Genomic DNA, 16476 nt, shown 5'->3' on the forward strand with positions numbered 1-16476 from the left:
CTCAGGTTTTCGAGTACGTGAAGATGCGGGAGGAACTCATGAGACGCAGCCGGTTTTCGACACCGACCACACCCGACACCATGGAAGCTATCTTTTCCACGTCGGCCTGCTCATCGCTGTTGACCACGATGCCTTTGAGGATCACGCGGCCCTTCTGGGCTTCGATGGTGATGTTGACCTCCTGGGTGGTCTCGTTGTCCTTGAGCGCAGAGCGCACGCGGGCCGCCAGCGTCATGTTGGCCAGCAGCTGGCGCGAGGCCTCCGACTCCTGGAACTCCGGGCGCAGGCTCAGCTGGCGGATCTGTTCCACGCAACTGTGCACGCTCAGGCGGTCGGTGTTGAGCACCAGATCGTAGAGCACCGGGTCACCCCAGGTCACGCCGAAGAGGTGATGCATGCGGGTGGCGTGTGCGTGGTCGCTGCGGCGGATCTCGCTTTCCGCGAAGTCGCGGTCATCGGTCTCCAGGTGGTTCATGAGCCACTCGACACGCTTGTTGAAGGACCGTGTGATGCGCACCGTGAGCACGTGCGGCACGGGCCGCAGCAGGCAGGTGGCGCCCCAGCCGCGCAGCACCACATCGCCCTTGTTCGCCAGCTCGTACACCTCTTCGGCGGTGTACAGGGCCAGGCGCTCGGCGTCGGTGGTGGCGCGCTCGATCAGACCGGCCTTGCCTTCACGCAGGCGATTGATCAGGCTGGTGGAGACATGCATCTTGCCGGCCACGTGATCCACCACCTCGTGGCGCATCACGGACAGGTTCAGCGTGGCTGCCAGTTCCAGGGCCACATCCTTGGCCAGGGAACCCATTTCCTGGGTCATTGCAATCACGGGCATGTCTACGCTCCTTTGCTACACGAATGCAGACTCAATCCACAGGCCGCTCGGCGGCGAACTCGTCCTGCTTGGGCGGCCTGACCAGGGCGATCAGCTTGGAGATCAGCGGCCAGAACAGCAGCACGAGGGCCAGCGTGGTGATGGAGCCGACCAGACCGTTGGAGAACATGACCGAGAGCTCACCCTGCGAGACCAGCATGGCCTGGCGGAAGGAGTCTTCGGCCTTGTCACCCAGCACCAGGGCCAGCACCAGCGGCGCAAGCGGGTAGTCGAGCTTCTTGAACACGTAGCCGACCACACCGAACAGCAGCATGAACCAGATGTCGAGCATGGCGTTGTGCACGGTGTAGGCACCGATCGCGCAGATCACGATGATCACTGGGGCGATGATCGAGAAGGGGATGCGCAGGATCGAGGCGAACAGCGGCACGGTGGTCAGCACGACCAGCAGGCCGACCAGGTTGCCCAGGTACATGGAGGCGATCAGGCCCCAGACGAAGTCCTTCTGCTCGACGAAGAGCAGCGGGCCGGGTTGCAGACCCCAGATCAGCAGGCCACCCAGCAGCACGGCGGCCGTGGGCGAGCCCGGGATGCCGAGGGCCAGCATGGGCAGCAGGGCTGCGGTGCCGGCTGCGTGGGCCGCGGTTTCCGGTGCCACGACGCCTTCGAGTTCGCCGGTGCCGAACTTGGCGCCGTTCTTGGACATCTTCTTGGCAATACCGTAGCTCATGAAGGAGGCCGGGGTGGCACCACCGGGGGTGATACCCATCCAGATGCCGATCAGCGAGGCGCGGATCGAAGTCGCCCAGTACTGGGGCAGCTTCTTCCATGTCTGCCAGACGACCTTGGGGTCGATCTTGGCGCTCTTGCCGGAGAAGGCCAGGCCTTCTTCCATCGACAGCAGGATTTCACCGATACCGAACAGGCCGATCACCGCGATCAGGAAGTCGAAGCCGCGCATCAGTTCGTGGAAGCCGAAGGTCAGGCGCAACTGACCGGTCACGGTGTCCATGCCCACAGCGGCCAGGGCGAAGCCGATGGTCATCGAGGCCAGGATCTTGAAGGGCGAGCCCTTGCCCATACCCACGAAGCTGCAGAAGGTCAGCAGGTAGACCGAGAAGAATTCGGGCGGGCCGAACTTCAGGGCGAACTTGGCCACCATGGGCGCCAGGAAGGTGATCATCACCACGGCGACGAAGGCACCCACGAAGGACGAGGTGAAGGCGCCGGTCAGCGCTTCACCGGCATGGCCTTTTTGCGCCATGGGGTAACCGTCGAACGTGGTGGCAACCGACCAGGGTTCACCGGGGATGTTGAACAGCACCGATGTGATGGCGCCGCCGAAGAGGGCCCCCCAGTAGATGCAGGACAGCATGATGATGGCCGAGGTCGGGTTCATGCTGAAGGTCAGCGGCAGCAGGATGGCCACGCCATTGGCGCCGCCCAGGCCCGGCAGCACGCCGATGAGCACGCCGAGGACGATGCCCACCACCATGAGTAGGAAGTTCATGGGCGTCATCACGACGGCGAAGCCCTGGAACAGTGCGTTGAGTTCTTCCATTTTCTTTAAGTCTCCGTAATTTCCTGATGTGTGCTCAATAACCCAGGAAGCTGAGCAGGTCGTAGGCGCCCTTGTGCAGCGGCACCTTGAACCAGACTTCAAACATCATGAAGAACACCGCGTTGACCACCAGGGCGATGATCACGCTCTTGAGCCAGCTGTACTTGCCCAGGATGATCATGAACAGGGCGATGTAGACGGCCGAGGCCACGTAGATGCCGATCAACTGGATCGCGCCTACGTAGACGGCTGCAGGCAGCAACACGGACAGCACGCGACCGAGCGATTCGCGGTCGACGAAGACTTCGGTGTTTTTCTCCTTGCCGGCCAGTGCCTGGTAGAGCACGCCGATGCCGGAGATCATGAGGATGATGCCGATGTAGAAGGGGAAATAGCCAGCGCCGGGGCCGTCGCTGGTCCATTCGGAGCCGAGCTTGCGGCTGCCGTAGATGACGACGCCGCCCATGACGATGACCAGGACCGCGACGATCGCATCAATGATGTTGGTGGCTACGCCGGTGCGTTCGCCTTCGTGTGATTCCATATTCGATTCCATGACGAAAGATGTACTGAGGAGCAGATTTCGGGCGGCAGATACCGTGGGTCAGCGCCAGTCTGGACCGGCTACCGTCCCGCTACGCAGTTGCTTTGGGTTGGGAGAGAGGGCGGGCCGGCCACATGACCGGTCCCGCTCTTGTTTTTTTTACTTGCTTACTTGGCCAGGAAGCCGGCTTCCTGCATCAGGGTGCGGTGGGTTGCTTCAGCAGCGGTGAGCCACTTGCTGAATTCCGCGCCGCTCATGGAAGTCTGGTTGAAAGCACCCTTTTCCATGTACTCCTTCCAGTCCGGAGTCTCACGAACCTTCTTGAGCAGGTCCACGTAGTACTTCAGCTGGTCAGCCGTGATGTCCGGTGCGGCGAAGATGCCGCGCAGCATGACGTAGTCAGCCGGCACGCCAGCTTCCTTGCAGGTCGGGATGTCGTTCCAGGACTGGGTGTCGGTCACCTTGGCCTTGTAGGGCATGCGGGTGTCGTCGAACACGCACAAGGCGCGCAGCTTGCCGGCACGCCACTGGGCCACGGCTTCGGCAGGGTTGTTCACGCTCGAATCGACGTGGCCGCCGACGAGCTGCACGGCCACCTCACCACCGCCCTTGAAGGGGATGTAGATGAACTTGGTGCCGGTGGCCTTTTCCATGCCCACGGTCAGGATCTGGTCTTCCTGCTTGGAACCCGTACCGCCCATCTTGAACTTGTTCGGGCCAGCGGCCTTCACGGCGTCCAGGTACTCCTTGGCGGTCTTGTAGGGCTTCTCGGCATTGGTCCACAGCACGAACTGGTCCAGCGCCATCATGGAGACGGGGGTCATGTCCTTCCAGTTGAAGGGAACACCGGTGGCCAGGGGCGTGGTGAACAGGTTGGACAGGGTGATGATGATCTTGTGCGGGTCGCCCTTGGCTTCCTTGACCGAGAGGAAGCCCTCGGCACCGGCGCCACCGGACTTGTTCACGACGATCAGCGACTGGCTCATCAGCTTGTGCTTGACGATGATGCCTTGCATCAGGCGGGCCATCTGGTCGGCGCCGCCGCCGGTACCGGCCGGCACCACGAACTCGACCGGCTTGGTCGGTTCCCAGGCCATGGCCGGCAGCGAGGCGCTCAGCCCGGCCGTGGCGATGACGGCGGTGGCCGCAGCCACCATCCGGGTTTTCAACTTGGCTTGAAAGCTCTTCATCTCTTGTCTCCTTTTAATGAACATTTGCTGATAAGGACCACTCTGCGTTAGCCTGACGACAACCTGACGGCAATCGATCTGGAGGTAATGTGAAATTTTCTCGCGAATTTGCTCTTGATTGCGGTCAACTTTCCGGAATTTTCCACTGGCCCTAGGGTTTCTACGAGTGGGGATATTGCGTACGGATGATGACAGAAAAAACGGCGCGCAGGCCCCTTTGTCACGCCTCGAAACAGGGTCTGGGACGGTGTCAGGCCAACCCCAAAAGAAAAAGCCTCGATGTCGTTGCAGACATCGAGGCTTTCGCCCTTTAAGGGCGCTGAAGCCGGAAGATCAGTTCTTTTCCATGTGCGCCTTGCGCATGGGGCGAAGCATGAACCAGGCCATCAGCGCGGCCGCGGCATTCATCACGCTGGCGACGATGAAGACGGCGTGCCAGTTGCCGGTGGCGGCGGTCAGCAGGCTGGAGAGCGGCACCACCAGCGAGGCTGTTCCCTTGGCGGTGTAAAGCATGCCGGCGTTGGCCGCGGCGTACTTGCTACCGAAGGTGTCGGCGCAGGTGGAGGGGAACAGGCTGTAGATCTCGCCCCAGGCGAAGAACACGATGCCGGTCAGGATCACGAAGGCGACCGGGTTGTGGCCGAACTCATAGAGGGCGAGGATGCCGACGGCTTCGATGGCGAAGGCGATGAACATGGTCTTCTCGCGGCCGATCTGGTCCGACACCCAGCCGAAGAAGGGGCGGGTCAGGCCGTTGAGCACGCGGTCGATGGCCAGAGCGAAGGTCAGCGCGGGCAGGGCCAGGCCCATGATGCTCACGGGCACATCGCCGATCTTGAAGTCCTGGGCGATCGGGCCGAGCTGGGCCGTGGCCATCAGGCCACCGGCCGCGACCATGACGAACATGATGTACATGACCCAGAACACCGGCTGGCTCAGCAGCTCCATGGGCTTGTAGTCGCGACGGGCCTGCTGGACGTTGATCGCGGAAATATCCTTGCTCTTGCTCAGATTCTCCGGCGCGTGCTTGAGCCACAGGGCGATCACGAAGACCACCGCGCCTTGCAGGATGCCGAAGTAGAGGAAGGCGGCTTCGTAGCCCTGGTTCTTGATCATGGCCGAGATCGGCAGGATGGTCAGGGCGGAGCCCGCGCCGAAACCGGCGGCGGTCAGGCCGGCCGCCAGGCCGCGGCGGTCCGGGAACCACTTCAGTGCGTTACCCACGCAGGTGCCGTACACGGCGCCGGCGCCGATACCGCTGATGGCGGCGGCGATGTAGAGCAGGGTCAGCGAGTCGGCGTAGGAGTTCAGGACCCAGCCCACGCCGCACAGCACGCCGCCGAGCAGCACGACCGGGCGGGGACCGAAGCGGTCCACCAGATAACCTTCGATGGGCACCAGCCAGGTTTCGGTCATCACGAAGATGGTGAAGGCGACCTGGATGGCAGCCTTGCTCCAGCCGTGCTTGTCGGCGATCGGGTTGACGAACAGAGTCCAGCCGTATTGCAGGTTGGCAATCATGGCCATGCAGATGATGCCCATGAGCAGCTGCAGCCAGCGATTGGTGCCGGCGTGGGTGGCGCCGGCGGGGTTGATGGTTGCCGTAGAGGCCGAGTTCATTTCGTATATCTCCGTATGTTGTATGTTGCGAAATGCGAGGCTACGCCCTCAGCAGTAAAGCCGATGAATTCGGTTTGCATGGGAGGTGACCTGATCCTGCAGTCCTCTGAACTGAGGTGATCAGCGCCTGATCAGAGGATGTGAATATTGTTTCGCGAGCGATGCGCGATGTCGTTGACTGCGGTCAATTTTGAAAAATTTCCGCGTGCGCTTTCACGAGTGAAAAATCGACTTGTTGACCGCGATCAATTTTGAAAATCTTCAGCACACTGCACGTCATCCAGAGTCAGTTTCTGGTCAGGCGTGTTTGTGCAGACAGTTGCGTTGCATGAAAAAAAAGCGCGAAAAAAAAGGCAGCCCCAAGCTGCCTTTTTTCTTCATGATGCGGATCGTCTCAACTGCCCGCGATCTGCAATCCGGCGCTGCGTGCGTAGTCCGCAGCCTCCATCTTCTTGCCGCCTTCGGGCTTGAGGCGCAGCACCTCGATCATGCCGCCCTGCGCGTTGATGAAGATCGACTTGTCGGTGATCTGCGCGATCTCGCCGGGCTTGCCTCGCACCGCACCGTAGGTGCGCACCGGGTGCTTGCGGCAGTCGTAGACAGACACCTTCGTGCCGCCCAGTTCGCACCAGGCGCCCGGGGCCGGGTTGCAGGCGCGGATCAGGTTGTAGACCTGGTCCACATGGTTGGCCCAGTTGATCTTCGACTCCTCGGCCTTGAACCAGCCCTCGTAGCTGGCCTGGCTCTCGTCCTGTGCGGTTTCCCGGTGCTTGCCGGCCAGCACCAGGTCGGCTGCCTCCAGCATGGCGGCCACGCCCAGGGGGAAGAGATGGTTGAAGTAGACCTCACCCAGGGTGTCGTCCGGACCGATGGTGCAGCGCTTCTGCAGGATCACCGGACCTTCGTCCAGGCCGTCGGTGGGGCGGAAGATGCTGAGCCCGGTCTCGCTGTCGCCGCGCGCGATCGGCCAGTTGATCGAGGAGGGCCCACGGTATCTCGGCAGCAGCGAGGGGTGGTACTGGATGGTACCGTGTTTCGGGATGCTCACGAAGGACTGGGGCGCGAACTGCAGCACGTAGGCCATCACGCCCAGGTCCACGTCCAGCGCGCGCAGCGCCTGTTCGGCCTCGGGGCTTTTGAGGCTGGGGAATTGCAGGACCGGCAGGCCGGCCGCTTCGGCCGCGGCACGCAGGGCATCGGGCTTCTCACCCGGTTTCTCGGGTTTGCAGAACACGCCGGCAACTTGGTCGCCGCGCGCCAGAAAGGCGTCGAGCACGGCCTTGCCGAAATCCTGCTGGCCGATGATGGCTATGCGCATGGTTCTTTTGTCTCCTCGGAATTCTGGGCGAGCTTATAGAGACCGGATTATCCGTGGCTTACAGGGCGGACCTATCAGCCAGGCGACATCAACGCATCAAAAAATAGCCTGCCAGCATGTAGAGCACCACGGCGAAGGCGCGCTTGAGCGGCCGGATGTCCATGCGGTGCGCGGTGCGCGCGCCCAGCGGCGCCGTCAGGATGCTCATGGTGGCGATCACCAGCAGGCCGGGCAGGTAGAGGTAGCCGAAAGCGCCGGGCGGCATGTCGGGCAGGCTGCGCCCGGCCCAGATGTAGCCCAGGGTGCCGGCCAGCGCGATCGGGAAACCCAGCGCGGCCGAGGTGGCCACGGCCTGGTGGATCTTGACGTTGCACCAGGTCATGAAGGGCACCGAAACGAAGGCACCGCCGGCGCCCACCACGGACGAGAGCAGGCCTATCACATTGCCCATGCCGAACATCCCCCAACCACCGGGCAGCGTGCGCGTGGGCTTGGGTTTGCGGTCCAGCAACATCTGCGTGGCGGAGTAGGCGATGAAAAGCGAGAACACCATGCCCAGGACGCGGGTGGGCAGGGCGGCGGCGATCTGCGCGCCGATCAGGCCGCCCAGCACGATGCCCGGCGCCAGCACACGGGCCACCGGCCAGAGCACGGCGCCATGTTTGTGGTGCGCGCGCACGGAGGACAGCGAGGTGAAGCAGATCGTGGCCAGCGAGGTGGCCACCGCCATCTTGACCACCACCTCGGCCGGAAAGTTCTTGGCCTCCAGGATGATGGTCATGAAGGGCACCATGATCATGCCCCCGCCGATGCCCAGCAGGCCCGCCAGAAATCCGGCACACACGCCCATCAGGGCCAGTTCGACAATCAACTGGGGTTCAAGAAACATCGGGGAAAAGGAGTTGAGGGGCGCGAAGTGTAGGTGTCTGCAAGTGCCACCAGGCCGCATCCTGAACCGGGGTTCAGGTGGGCGAGGTCAGCGTTGGCTTTGGGTTCATCTGACGCGAGACGATCACGCTAGCCAGGCAATTTCCAAGCCCGGGCTCAATGAGCATTGGTTCAAGGAATTTAAAGCCCGATGGCATTGCAGACGAAGCCATTGTAGGCCTTCGCACCCCCACCGTGTGACTTGCTGCAATCGGGGCGTCAGATCAACTGGCCGTCCTGGCCCAGCGCGGCATCGACCCGTTCGATCAGCGCGCCCAGCACGGCGTCGGCATCGGCGCCGTTGCTTTGGGCGACGGCACTGGGGCTGCGCGGAGCCGGTACCGCCGCCACTGGCGCGTCGCGGTCGCTGAGTTCAAAAGCCAGGTTCAGCGCAGCCAGCACGGCGATACGGTCGCGCGCCTTGACCTTGCCGGCGTCACGGATCTTGCACATGGCGGTGTCCACGCGCTCCACGGCTTCGAGCAAACTGGTTTCGCCGCCTTCGGGGCAACCGAGCAGATAACTCTGGCCCATGATCTGCACTTCGAGTTGTTTCATGCGGCGTCCTTGGGGACATCGGTCTCGGCCGGCTCGGACAGGCGTTCCAGCAGTGCATCCACGCGGGAGCGCGCCGCACCCAGGCGCGACTTGAGCTGATCGCGTTCTGCCGTCAGCGCGTCGAGCTGGTCGGTGAGCAGTTCGTTGGTGCGCTGCAGCTCCGCATGGCGCACCAGCAGGCGCTCAACGCGCTCGACCAGCTGTTCGATTTGGCTCGGATTCGACATAGGGCCTTCAAATTTGTCTTGCAATTGTAGGGTTTACGCAAGATTTCGAAAGTAAAATCACGATTGTTGGTGCTCGCGGTGTGGTTCACATGCCGCAGTTCAACGGGAAGCAGGAGGGTGAGCCAACCCGGCAAACCTAACCTGCGCTGCCCCCGCAACGGTAAGTGGACGTGTCTCACGGCACCGCTTTCATCACTTAGCCACTGGATGCCCTGAACAAGCATCCGGGAAGGCGATGAAGGTCGTTTCCACCAGCCCGGATACCGGCCAATAAGGTGGTTGTGCGCCTGCGCGCAACCGTGACGTCCATGCCCTGGCGGGGAAGCCGGGGAGGGCTTCGGTTCCATTGTTCATCATGAAAAACAGTTCTTCGTACGCGCGCCCGGCCGGGCTGGTGCTGGCCGCCGCATTGCATTCCCTCACAGCTCAGGCCCAGACCGTGGCTCTCCTGGGCGAAAACGTGGTCACGGCCAACCGCACGGCGCAACCCCTGAGCGACCTAGTGGCTGATGTCAGCGTGCTCGATCGCGATGACATCGAGCGCAGCGGCGCCAGTACCTTGCCGGACATCCTGGCGCGTGTGCCAGGCATCGAGATGGGACGCAATGGCGGTCCCGGTACCACGACCAGCCTGTTCATCCGCGGCGGCGAAACACGCTACACCGCGGTTTTCATCGACGGCGTGCGCGTGGACACCCAGTCCGGCAGCGGCGGCGCGCCCTGGGAAAACATACCCCTGGCCCTGATCGACCGCATCGAGGTGCTGCGCGGCCCGGCTGGCGCGGTCTACGGAGCGGACGCCATGAGCGGCGTGATCCAGATCTTCACCCGCAAGGGTGAGGGCGGCTTCTCCCCCTTTGTCAGCGCAGGTCTGGGAACCTACAGCACGCGCAAGACCGAAGCCGGCTTCAGTGGCAGCCACGAGGGCTTCGACTATGCCCTGGGCTTTGGTGACGAGAGCAGCAAGGGTTTCAATGCCCGGCCCGTCGCCGGTCAGAACGGTGACGACGATGGCTACAACCGTCAGTCCGCCAATGCCCGTCTGGGCTGGCAGATCACACCGACCCAGCGCGTCGAGGCCACCGGCCTGTCGAGCAATATGAATTCTTCGTATGACACCTCGGCCAGGGATGACAAGAGCCTGTACCAGCTGCAGACCATGGGTCTGAACTGGCTGGCGCAATGGACCGATGCCTACAGCACGCGCCTGAGCGCCACCGATGCGCGCAATCGCTACGAGACGGAACCGTCGGTCTCCAAGTCCATCACCCAGCAGCGGGGTTACCTGTTCCAGAACGAATACCGTGTCGGCCCCCAGCTCTTCACGGCCGCGCTGGAACGGCGCGAGGACCAGCTGGACAACAGCACCACCACACCCGCGACGACCACCCGCGCGCTGAACGGCCTTGCGCTCGGGTACGGTTTCAGCGGCAAGCAGCACACCCTGCAGCTGCAGGCGCGTCAGGACCAGGACAGCGAGTTCGGCCTCCAGAACACAGGCAACGTCGGTTATGGTTATGCCCTCACGCCGCAATGGCGTCTCACCGCCTCGGCTGGCACCGCCTTCCGTGCGCCCACGCTGTACCAGCGTTTCAGCATTTACGGCGTGTCCACGCTGCAGCCCGAGAGCAGTCGCAATGTGGAAATGGGTGCGCGCTACAGCGCCGGCACGACCAGCTGGGGCGTGGTGGCCTACCGCAACATGGTCGACAACCTGATCGTCTATGCCAACAGCAACCCGGGCTGCCCCAACAGCCCCAACGGCTGCTACGGTAACGTGGCGCAGGCCGAGTACAGAGGGTTGACCTTCTCCGGTCAGCAACGTGTTCAGGACGTGAATCTGCGGGCTTCCGTGGACATCCAGGATCCGCGCGACGGCAGCACCGGCCTCATGCTGGCCCGACGCTCCAACCAGCACGCCACCCTGGGTGCGGACACGCGCCAGGGCCGCTGGACCTATGGCGTCGAATCCCAGCTCTCAGGCATGCGCTACGACACGGCGGCCAACACCACCGTATTGCCCGGTTATGTCCTGTTCAACCTGCACGCCCGTAGTCAGGTCGCGCGTGACTGGTCGGTGCTGATGCGTCTGGACAACGCCACCGACGCGCAATACCAGCTGGCCAATACCTATGCTACGGCGGGCCGCGCTCTTTTCGTCTCGCTGACCTGGGCGCCGGGCCCGGTGGCGGCAGCGCCAGTTGCCGCTCCTGCGGCGGCACAATGACCGCCATGTCCGACACCGTGCGCTGTCCCGCCATCCTGGTTGCCGCTCCGGCCTCGGGCCAGGGCAAGACCACGGTCACCGCGGCGCTGGCCCGCCTGCACAGCCGCCAGGGGCGGCGTGTGCGCGTGTTCAAGTGCGGCCCGGATTTTCTCGATCCCTTCTGGCACACCCTGGCCAGCGGGGCCCCCGTGCACCAGCTGGACCTGTGGATGACGGGCGAGGCCGATTGCCGCGCACGCCTGGCGCAGGCGGCGCAGGAGGCCGACCTCATCATCGTCGAGGGGGTCATGGGCCTGTACGACGGCCAGCCCAGCGCGGCCGACCTCGCCCAGCACTTCGACCTGCCCGTGCTGGCGGTGATCGACGCCTCGGCCATGGCCGGTACCTTTGGCGCGCTGGCCTACGGCCTGCAGCATTACCGCGCTGGCCTGCGCTGGGCCGGTGTGCTGGCCAACCGGGTGGGCAGCGCGCGCCATGCCGACATGCTGTGCCAGGGCCTGCGCGAGCCACAGCACTGGCTGGGCGCCTTGTTGCGCAACCCGGCCCTGACCCTGCCTGAACGCCATCTGGGCCTGGTCGCCGCCACCGAGCTCAGCGATGCGCAGCAGCGGCTGGACGCCGCGGCCGACGCCCTGGCCGACACACCCCTGGGCCGCATGACCGGCGCCGAACTGCAGGCCTGGGCCGTGGACTTCCCGGCACCGGCCGCCTGGCCTGCCCAGGTCCCCATGCCCTTGCGCGGCAAGACGGTGGCGGTGGCCAGCGATGCCGCCTTCTGCTTCATCTACGCCGCCAACATCGAGTGCCTGCAGCAGCTGGGTGCGCGCATCGCCTATTTTTCGCCCTTGGCCGACGCGGCCTTGCCCGCTTGCGACGCCGTCTGGCTGCCCGGTGGTTATCCCGAGCTGTACGCCGCACGCCTGGGCGCCAACTGTGCGCTGCGTGAAAGCCTGCGCACCCACATGCTGCAGCGCAAGCCCCTGTGGGCCGAATGCGGCGGCATGATGGTTCTGTTCGATCAGCTGGTCGACGGGGAGGGCAAACGCCACCCCCTGTGGGGCCTGCTGCCCGGCACGGTCACCATGCAGAAGCGGCTGGCCGCCCTGGGGCCGCAGGCCTTGCAGGTCGACGGCGAACAACTGCGCGGCCATACCTTCCACTATTCCACCTGTGACACCCCATTGGTGCCCCACACCCGCACCACGCGGCCGGGACAGGAGATGTCCGCAGGCGAGGGCGAAGCCCTCTACCTGCAGGGGCCGATGGGCGCGAGTTACTTTCACGCCTGGTTTCCGTCCAATCCTGCGCTGGTGGCGCGCCTCTTCAGCCAGGGCCTGCAGGCCGTGCCGCAGGAACATTTCGCATGATGTCCACCGCCACGCTGGGCCCCCAGCGCATCGTCTGCCTGACCGAGGAGACCACGGAGTGGCTCTACCTGCTGGGCGAGGAGCGGCGCATCGTCGGCATCTCGGGTTACACCGTGCGGCCGCGCCGAGCGCGCGAGGAAAAACCGAAGATCAGCGCCTTCCTGAGCGCGAAGATCGACCAGATCGTCGCCCTGCGGCCGGATTGCGTCTTCGGTTTCTCCGACCTGCAGGCCGGCATCGCCACCGAGCTGATCCGCAAGGGCATCCCCGTCACGGTCTTCAACCAGCGCAGCGTAGCCGAGATCTTTTCCATGATGTACCAGGTGGCGGCCATGGTGGGCGCGGCCGAACGCGGCCTGGCCCTGATGGCGCAGATGCAGACCGGGCTGGACAGCATCCGGCAGGCGGCGGCGGCGCTGCCGCGCCGTCCCCGCGTGTATTTCGAGGAATGGGACGAGCCCCACATCAGTGCCATCCGCTGGGTGTCCGAGCTCATCGGTATTGCCGGCGGTGAGGACTGCTTTCCCGAACTGGCCCAACAGGCCATGGGCAAGCAACGCATCATTGCCGACGGCACGGAGATCGTGCGCCGTGCGCCCGATCTCATCATCGGCTCCTGGTGCGGCAAGAAATTCCGCCCCGAGAAAGTGGCGGCGCGCGCCGGCTGGCAGGACGTGCCCGCCGTGAAAAACCGGCAGCTCTTCGAGATCAAATCAGCCGACATCCTGCAGCCCGGACCGGCCGCGCTCACCGATGGCGTGGCGCAACTGCACCGCCTCATCAGCGACTGGAGCAAAGCCCATGCTTGAGTCCTTGACGATCGCCCGCAGCGAACTCATCCTCGGTGGCCAGCGCAGCGGCAAGTCGCGCCGTGCCGAGACACTTGCGCAGGCCTGGCTCGCGCAAGCGCCACAGCACCGGGCCACACTCATCGCCACCGGACAGGGTCACGACGATGAGATGCGCGCGCGCATCGCGCAGCACCAACGCGACCGTGCCCTGCGTGTGCCGGGTCTGGCCACGGTGGAGGAGCCGCTGCACCTGGCCGAAACCCTCGCCACCCACAGCCGCGCCGAAACCCTGCTCGTGGTGGACTGCCTGACCCTGTGGCTAACCAACTGGCTCATGCCGGCGGAAGGTGAGGGTGGTGCGCCACCGTTGCCTGCCTTGCTGCAAGCCCTGGATCAGGCGGCCGGCCCCGTAGTGCTGGTGGGCAACGAGATCGGCCTGGGCGTGATCCCCATGGGGCGCGAGGTGCGTGCTTTTGTCGATGAACTCGGTCGCCTGAACCAGGCCATTGCTCAGGTCTGCGCGCGCGTGACCTTCATGGCCGCCGGCCTGCCGCTGACCCTGAAAGGACAAGCATGAAACGCCTTACGGCCCTCTGCCTGCTGGTCTGCGCGGGGCCGGTGCTGGCCCTGCAGATCACCGACGACCGCGGCGTGTCCATCACGCTGGCGCAGTCGCCGCAGCGCATCGTCAGCCTGCTGCCTTCGCTCAGTGAGACCGTCTGCGAGCTGGGCCAGTGCCATCGCATCGTCGGTGTGGACCGTTATTCCAACTTCCCGGCCAGTCTGCAGAAACTGCCCCAGGTCGGCGGTGGCTTGGACCCGAACATCGAGATGGTCGTGGCCCTGCGGCCCGACGTGGTGCTGATCGCCAAGTCCTCCCGCGCGGGCGAACGGCTGGAGGCCCTGGGCCTCAAGGTGATGGCGCTGGAACCCAAGAGCCACGCAGATGTGCAACGCGTGATGTTCAAGCTGGGCCAGTTGCTCGAGGTGCCCGATACCGCCCGGATCTGGCGTGCCATCGACGCCGGCGTGTCGGCCGCGGCCCAGTCGCTGCCGGCCAGCGCCCGGGGCGTGAAGGTCTATTTCGAGGTGAACCCGGGGCCCTATGCCGCGAGTGAATCGTCCTTCATCGGCGAGACCCTGGCCCGCCTGGGTGTGCAGAACATCGTGCCTGCCAAACTCGGTCCTTTCCCCAAGCTCAACCCCGAATACATCGTGCGGGCCAACCCCGACCTCATCATGATCGGGCAACGCAGCGCTGACGGCCTGATGACGCGGCCCGGCTGGCAGAACATCCGCGCGCTGCGTGAACAGCGCGTGTGCATCTTCCCCACGGAAGACGCCAACGTGCTGGTGCGCCCCGGTCCCCGCATGGCCGAAGCGGCGCGCATCATGGCCCGCTGCCTGGAAAACAAGGCGCCCCGGGTCGCAGGAGCCAAGCCTTGAAGCAGCCCCGCGTCCTCTGGCTGGTCCTGGGCGGCGTGGTCGCCGCCGGGGCCCTGGCCGCGCTGGGCATCTGCGTGGGCAGCACCGGCGTCGAAAACCTGCTGAGCCCCTTGCTGCATCCCGCTGTGAACCCGGAGCAGACCGCCATGGCACAGCAGATCGTCTGGGACATCCGCCTGCCGCGCACCCTGGGCGCCTGGGCCGCAGGCGCCTTGCTGGGCCTGGCGGGTGCTGTGGCGCAGGGCCTGTTCCGCAACCCCCTGGCCGACCCCTACCTGCTGGGCAGTGCCTCCGGCGCCTCCCTGGGGGTGGCGCTGGCGCTGGCTGCCCTGGGTGGCGGGGCCGGCATGCTCGGCGGCGGCAACATGATGAACAGCGGTGTCGCGGTCAGTGTGTTTTCGAGCAGCGTCTGGGTGCGCCTGGGCCTGACGGGCGCGGCCTTTTTGGGGGCGGTGCTGGCCGTGCTGTTGACCCTGGTGCTCTCGCGCGGCGTGGGCCACACGCTGCGCCTGCTGCTGGCCGGTGTGGTCGTGGGCGTGGTGCTGGGGGCCATGACACATCTGCTGCTGCTGTTCTCGCCCGATTCGCTGCAGGCCATGCAGGCTTTCATGCTGGGTTCGACCGCCTTTGTCGGCTGGACCTCCTGTGTGCTGATGGCCGTCGTGTGGTGCCTGTGCGTGTTGGCGGCCTGGTTGCTGGCGCGTGTGCTCGACGGCCTGAGCCTGGGCGACGCCACGGCCATCAGCCTGGGCCTGCCCGTGGCCCCCATGCGGGCCGCGCTGGTGGCCGTGCTGGCCCTCGCCACGGGTACCGCGGTGGCGCAGACCGGCCTGATTGCCTTTGTGGGCCTGGCAGCACCGCATCTGGTGCGCTCCATCATCAAGACCACGCACGCTCGCCTCATGCTGCTGTCCAGCCTGGTGGGCGGTGTGCTGCTGATGGCCGCCGACACCCTGGCCCGCTGGCTGATCGCCCCGCAGGAACTGCCCGTGGGTGTGCTCACGGCGGTGCTGGGTGGTGGTTATCTGCTGTGGCTGATGCACCGTGGCACGGCGCAGACCGGGAGCCGGGCATGAGCGCGGCAACGACTTCCATCGCGCTGCGCGCCGAGGCCATCGGTGTCCAGCTGGGGCACGGTCCCGGCCGCAAGACCGTGCTGCATGGCGTGTCGCTGGACATCGCTGCGGGGCAATGGACCAGCATCGTCGGCCCCAATGGCGCGGGCAAGTCCACCCTGCTCAAGTGCCTGGCCGGCGTGCTCTCGCACCAGGGCAGCGTCACCCTGCTGGGCCAGCCCCTGTTGGCCTTGCCGGACCGCCAGCGGGCCCGCCAGCTGGCCTGGCTGGGGCAGAACGAAAGCTCGGCCGATGACCTGCTGGTGTGGGACGTGGCCATGCTGGGCCGCCTGCCGCACCAGCCCTGGCTGGCGCCACCGAGCGCGGCCGACCACGCGGCCGTTGAACAGGCCCTGCGCGCTACCCAGGCCTGGGACTGGCGCGAGCGGCCGCTGGGCCAGCTCTCGGGCGGCGAACGCCAGCGGGTGCTGCTGGCGCGCGCGCTGGCCGTGCAGGCCCAGGTGCTGCTGATGGACGAACCCCTGGCCAACCTGGACCCGCCGCACCAGGTGGACTGGCTGCTGCTGGTGCGCGAACTGGTGCGCCAGGGCAAGACCGTGGTCAGCGTGCTGCACGAGCTGTCGCTGTCCCTGCAGGCCGATGAGCTCGTGGTGATGGCACAGGGGCGCATCAGCTACCACGGGGCCTGCGGCGATGCCGCCACCCATCGTGCGCTCGAAGCGGTGTTCGATGACCGCATCCACGTCCAGCGCATTGCAGAGCAATGGATCTCTTTGCCCAAAATTTAAG

16 protein-coding genes and 1 riboswitch are annotated in these 16476 nt (G+C 65.1%); of the genes, 7 read left to right on the plus strand and 9 right to left on the minus strand.

Annotation, left to right across the window (positions count from 1 at the left end; translation table 11 throughout):
• Position 1: 1 nt before the first annotated feature.
• From AC07NT_RS06330 to AC07NT_RS06370, 9 genes are all read right to left on the minus strand, one after another.
• Positions 2-835, minus strand: coding sequence for a cytidylate kinase family protein (locus AC07NT_RS06330; RefSeq protein ID WP_498597288.1), 834 nt, complete (start codon positions 833-835; stop codon positions 2-4).
• A gap of 31 nt (positions 836-866) precedes the next feature.
• Entirely contained in the window at positions 867-2396 is a 1530-nt protein-coding gene (locus tag AC07NT_RS06335) for a tripartite tricarboxylate transporter permease (RefSeq protein ID WP_498597287.1), read from the minus strand.
• A gap of 34 nt (positions 2397-2430) precedes the next feature.
• A complete protein-coding gene (locus AC07NT_RS06340; protein ID WP_498597286.1) occupies positions 2431-2952 on the minus strand; it encodes a tripartite tricarboxylate transporter TctB family protein in 522 nt (173 codons plus the stop codon).
• Between the two features lie 155 nt (positions 2953-3107).
• A complete protein-coding gene (locus AC07NT_RS06345) occupies positions 3108-4130 on the minus strand; it encodes a Bug family tripartite tricarboxylate transporter substrate binding protein (protein ID WP_498597285.1) in 1023 nt (340 codons plus the stop codon).
• Positions 4131-4463: 333 nt separating this feature from the next.
• Entirely contained in the window at positions 4464-5672 is a 1209-nt protein-coding gene (gene oxlT, locus AC07NT_RS06350) for an oxalate/formate MFS antiporter (RefSeq protein WP_498598493.1), read from the minus strand.
• Between the two features lie 472 nt (positions 5673-6144).
• The gene (locus AC07NT_RS06355; protein ID WP_498597284.1) at positions 6145-7068 is read right to left on the minus strand and encodes a methionyl-tRNA formyltransferase; all 924 of its coding nucleotides are present in this window, start codon (positions 7066-7068) and stop codon (positions 6145-6147) included.
• A gap of 88 nt (positions 7069-7156) precedes the next feature.
• A complete protein-coding gene (locus tag AC07NT_RS06360; RefSeq protein ID WP_498597283.1) occupies positions 7157-7957 on the minus strand; it encodes a sulfite exporter TauE/SafE family protein in 801 nt (266 codons plus the stop codon).
• A gap of 257 nt (positions 7958-8214) precedes the next feature.
• On the minus strand, positions 8215-8553 hold the full coding sequence (locus AC07NT_RS06365; protein ID WP_498597282.1) for a cell division protein ZapA: 339 nt from the start codon (positions 8551-8553) through the stop codon (positions 8215-8217).
• Positions 8550-8780 (minus strand): DUF904 domain-containing protein, encoded by a 231-nt coding sequence (locus tag AC07NT_RS06370; protein WP_498597281.1) that lies wholly within the window; start codon positions 8778-8780, stop codon positions 8550-8552. Before AC07NT_RS06370 ends, AC07NT_RS06365 begins: the two co-directional genes overlap by 4 nt.
• Before the next feature lie 50 nt (positions 8781-8830).
• A riboswitch (cobalamin riboswitch) is annotated at positions 8831-9066 on the plus strand.
• A gap of 69 nt (positions 9067-9135) precedes the next feature.
• Between AC07NT_RS06370 and AC07NT_RS06375 the strand changes: the two genes are divergently transcribed.
• Genes AC07NT_RS06375 through AC07NT_RS06405 form a run of 7 tightly spaced genes read left to right on the plus strand, consistent with a single transcriptional unit; the run spans position 9136 to position 16475 of the window.
• Positions 9136-11007 carry a TonB-dependent receptor domain-containing protein gene (locus tag AC07NT_RS06375; RefSeq protein WP_498597280.1) on the plus strand — a complete coding sequence of 624 codons (1872 nt, stop codon included), beginning with the start codon at positions 9136-9138 and terminating at the stop codon, positions 11005-11007.
• A gap of 5 nt (positions 11008-11012) precedes the next feature.
• Positions 11013-12374 (plus strand): cobyrinic acid a,c-diamide synthase CobB, encoded by a 1362-nt coding sequence (locus AC07NT_RS06380; RefSeq protein ID WP_498597279.1) that lies wholly within the window; start codon positions 11013-11015, stop codon positions 12372-12374.
• On the plus strand, positions 12371-13183 hold the full coding sequence (locus tag AC07NT_RS06385) for an ABC transporter substrate-binding protein (RefSeq protein ID WP_498597278.1): 813 nt from the start codon (positions 12371-12373) through the stop codon (positions 13181-13183). Before AC07NT_RS06380 ends, AC07NT_RS06385 begins: the two co-directional genes overlap by 4 nt.
• A complete protein-coding gene (cobU, locus tag AC07NT_RS06390; protein ID WP_498597277.1) occupies positions 13176-13742 on the plus strand; it encodes a bifunctional adenosylcobinamide kinase/adenosylcobinamide-phosphate guanylyltransferase in 567 nt (188 codons plus the stop codon). The genes AC07NT_RS06385 and cobU overlap by 8 nt, the downstream gene beginning before the upstream one ends.
• Positions 13739-14611, plus strand: a complete 873-nt coding sequence (locus AC07NT_RS06395) for an ABC transporter substrate-binding protein (RefSeq protein ID WP_498597276.1) — start codon at positions 13739-13741, stop codon at positions 14609-14611. Before cobU ends, AC07NT_RS06395 begins: the two co-directional genes overlap by 4 nt.
• On the plus strand, positions 14608-15687 hold the full coding sequence (locus AC07NT_RS06400) for a FecCD family ABC transporter permease (protein WP_498597275.1): 1080 nt from the start codon (positions 14608-14610) through the stop codon (positions 15685-15687). Before AC07NT_RS06395 ends, AC07NT_RS06400 begins: the two co-directional genes overlap by 4 nt.
• On the plus strand, positions 15684-16475 hold the full coding sequence (locus AC07NT_RS06405) for an ABC transporter ATP-binding protein (RefSeq protein ID WP_498597274.1): 792 nt from the start codon (positions 15684-15686) through the stop codon (positions 16473-16475). The genes AC07NT_RS06400 and AC07NT_RS06405 overlap by 4 nt, the downstream gene beginning before the upstream one ends.
• Position 16476: the final 1 nt, after the last annotated feature.

The sequence above is a fragment of the Hylemonella sp. GW821-FHT10B10 genome, assembly GCF_059415585.1.

Coding starts and splice junctions, on each gene's coding strand:
- AC07NT_RS06395 (WP_498597276.1), top strand. CDS start 13,739: ATGAAACGCCTTACGGCCCTCTGCCTGCTGGTCTGCGCGGGGCCGGTG.
- oxlT (WP_498598493.1), bottom strand. CDS start 5,672: ATGGGCATCATCTGCATGGCCATGATTGCCAACCTGCAATACGGCTGG.
- AC07NT_RS06330 (WP_498597288.1), bottom strand. CDS start 835: ATGCCCGTGATTGCAATGACCCAGGAAATGGGTTCCCTGGCCAAGGAT.
- AC07NT_RS06380 (WP_498597279.1), top strand. CDS start 11,013: ATGTCCGACACCGTGCGCTGTCCCGCCATCCTGGTTGCCGCTCCGGCC.
- AC07NT_RS06370 (WP_498597281.1), bottom strand. CDS start 8,780: ATGTCGAATCCGAGCCAAATCGAACAGCTGGTCGAGCGCGTTGAGCGC.
- AC07NT_RS06385 (WP_498597278.1), top strand. CDS start 12,371: ATGATGTCCACCGCCACGCTGGGCCCCCAGCGCATCGTCTGCCTGACC.
- AC07NT_RS06360 (WP_498597283.1), bottom strand. CDS start 7,957: ATGTTTCTTGAACCCCAGTTGATTGTCGAACTGGCCCTGATGGGCGTG.
- AC07NT_RS06355 (WP_498597284.1), bottom strand. CDS start 7,068: ATGCGCATAGCCATCATCGGCCAGCAGGATTTCGGCAAGGCCGTGCTC.
- AC07NT_RS06340 (WP_498597286.1), bottom strand. CDS start 2,952: ATGGAATCGAATATGGAATCACACGAAGGCGAACGCACCGGCGTAGCC.
- AC07NT_RS06375 (WP_498597280.1), top strand. CDS start 9,136: ATGAAAAACAGTTCTTCGTACGCGCGCCCGGCCGGGCTGGTGCTGGCC.
- cobU (WP_498597277.1), top strand. CDS start 13,176: ATGCTTGAGTCCTTGACGATCGCCCGCAGCGAACTCATCCTCGGTGGC.
- AC07NT_RS06345 (WP_498597285.1), bottom strand. CDS start 4,130: ATGAAGAGCTTTCAAGCCAAGTTGAAAACCCGGATGGTGGCTGCGGCC.
- AC07NT_RS06405 (WP_498597274.1), top strand. CDS start 15,684: ATGAGCGCGGCAACGACTTCCATCGCGCTGCGCGCCGAGGCCATCGGT.
- AC07NT_RS06335 (WP_498597287.1), bottom strand. CDS start 2,396: ATGGAAGAACTCAACGCACTGTTCCAGGGCTTCGCCGTCGTGATGACG.
- AC07NT_RS06365 (WP_498597282.1), bottom strand. CDS start 8,553: ATGAAACAACTCGAAGTGCAGATCATGGGCCAGAGTTATCTGCTCGGT.